General features: G+C 72.4%; 4 protein-coding genes. 1 reads left to right on the top strand and 3 read right to left on the bottom strand.

Annotation, left to right across the window (positions count from 1 at the left end):
* The 3 genes from ACFO0C_RS38575 to ACFO0C_RS38565 form a co-directional block, all read right to left on the bottom strand.
* Positions 1 to 597: PfkB family carbohydrate kinase (locus ACFO0C_RS38575; RefSeq protein ID WP_378071745.1), on the bottom strand; the 597-nt coding region annotated here is incomplete at its 3' end.
* A gap of 1 nt (position 598) precedes the next feature.
* Positions 599 to 760 (bottom strand): hypothetical protein, encoded by a 162-nt coding sequence (locus ACFO0C_RS38570; RefSeq protein ID WP_378071744.1) that lies wholly within the window; start codon positions 758 to 760, stop codon positions 599 to 601.
* Positions 761 to 882: 122 nt separating this feature from the next.
* On the bottom strand, positions 883 to 1428 hold the full coding sequence (locus tag ACFO0C_RS38565; RefSeq protein WP_378071743.1) for a TetR/AcrR family transcriptional regulator: 546 nt from the start codon (positions 1426 to 1428) through the stop codon (positions 883 to 885).
* A 72-nt stretch (positions 1429 to 1500) separates the two neighbouring features.
* On the opposite strand from ACFO0C_RS38565, the gene ACFO0C_RS38560 reads away from it, so the two are divergent.
* Positions 1501 to 1688, top strand: a 188-nt coding sequence (locus ACFO0C_RS38560; protein WP_378071742.1) for an SDR family NAD(P)-dependent oxidoreductase, incomplete at its 3' end; no start/stop codon positions are given.

The following is a 1688-nucleotide window of genomic DNA, read 5'->3' as shown; positions in this document are numbered from 1 at the left end:
GGCGCCGGGGTGGCCGAAGTCGCCCATCGCCGTGTCGCCCATCGCCGGGTCGGCTCCGGGGTGGCGGAAGTCGCCGGAGCAGGCCACCACCTCGGCGTGCGGGAAGATGTCGGCGAAGACGGGGCGCCAGCTGCCCGCGTCGACGAGCAGCCGGTTCGCGGATCGTGCCGCGGCCAGTGCGAGCACCGGATGATGCCCGTCGACCATGGTCAGGTCGGCGCCGGGCAGACCGGCCGCGGGTGCGGCGACCGCACGGGTGCCGGCGTTGCGGCTGACGATGGAGCGCTGGCCGGTCGTGGCGAGGACCGTCACCGCGGAGACCGGCGGCGGTTCCGGGGAGTCCGGGGCGGCGTCGATGAGGGTGACCCCGTGCGCGGCCAGATCGGCCCGGACCAGATCGCCGAGCGGGTGCGCACCGACCACGCTGACCAGCGTGACGGTGGCGCCGAGCGCGGCCGCCGTGACCGCCGCGTTGGCCGCCGGGCCACCCGCGGCGACATCCACCGACTCGGACTGCACCTTCTCATCGGCGCCGGGGAACCGCTGGACCCGCTGCACCAGGTCGACGGTGGTCAGCCCGGCGAAGAGCAGGCGCACGTCAGCTGCCGTTGGCCAGTTCGACGAAGAACGTCCCGATGTTGCTGAAGATGTCACCGACGCCCGCGCCGATGCTGCGGGCCACCTCGGCGGCCGGCCCCGGATTGGTGCCGATCCAGAAGACGAGCAGGAACACCAGGACCCAGCCCAGCACCTTCTTCATCGGGAAGATCCTCCGCATGCTCCGCCGGACGCCATCCAAGATCGTGACACAGGGTCGCAACCTGCCGCGGGAGGCACGCCGAGCCGGTGTGCGGGTCGTCCCCGCTCATGATGTCCAGTAGTTCAGGCCACCGGGATGCCGAGGCTCTCGCGGGCGGCGGTGAGGATGCGGTCGGAGAGGGGGGTGCCCGCGGTCGCCCGGGACAGGATCAGGGCGCCGACCATGGTGCTGAGGGCGGTCAGGTCCGGTTCGCCGCCGCCGAGGTGGCGGGCGAACCCCTCGACGCCGTCGGCGTAGGCCTGGCGGGTCGCGTCGCCGCCGGTGGCCCGGGCCACGTCACCGCCGAAGCCGGCCGACGGGCAGCCACCGCCGGGATCGTCACGGTGCGCGGCGGAGAGGTAGGCGTCGATCACTGCCCGGCGGCCGTCATCCGCGGTCGCCGGCGGGATCTGGGTGGCCTGGGTGGCGAAGGCCGACGCCACCGCCTCGGCGGCCAGGGCGTCCTTCGAGGCGAAGTGCCGGTAGAAACCGCCGTGCGTGAGGCCCGCCTCGGCTGTCACGTCGGCGACGCTCACCCCGGCGATGCCCCGCTCGCGGAAGAGTCGCGCGGCGGTGGCGACGATGCGTTCCCTGTTCTCGGCGGCCTGCGCCTGCGACACCCGTCCCATGGCCGCAACTATAGATGATGTGTGTCATCTATTACAGTGCGCGAATTAGATGATGAACATAATCTAATCAGCATGGAACTCAACGACGCAGTCGCCGTGGTCACCGGAGCCAACCGCGGTTTCGGCCGCCAGATCGCCCTTCAGCTGCTCGAACGAGGCGCCAAGGTCTACGCCGGCGCCCGCGACCCGGAATCCGTCGACCTGCCCGGCGCCGTCCCGCTCCGGCTCGACGTCACCGACCCCGGGTCCGTGGCCGCGGC

The sequence above is a fragment of the Actinoplanes subglobosus genome, from assembly GCF_042650585.1.
In the GTDB taxonomy this organism is placed as follows: Bacteria; Actinomycetota; Actinomycetes; order Mycobacteriales; family Micromonosporaceae; genus Actinoplanes; species Actinoplanes subglobosus.
Note: the sequence above shows the minus strand (reverse complement) of the source record. Positions and strands in the feature narration are given on the sequence as shown.

Excerpts from the sequence above, each read along its gene's own strand:
- ACFO0C_RS38565 (WP_378071743.1), bottom strand. The coding sequence starts at position 1,428 with ATGGGACGGGTGTCGCAGGCGCAGGCCGCCGAGAACAGGGAACGCATC.
- ACFO0C_RS38570 (WP_378071744.1), bottom strand. The coding sequence starts at position 760 with ATGAAGAAGGTGCTGGGCTGGGTCCTGGTGTTCCTGCTCGTCTTCTGG.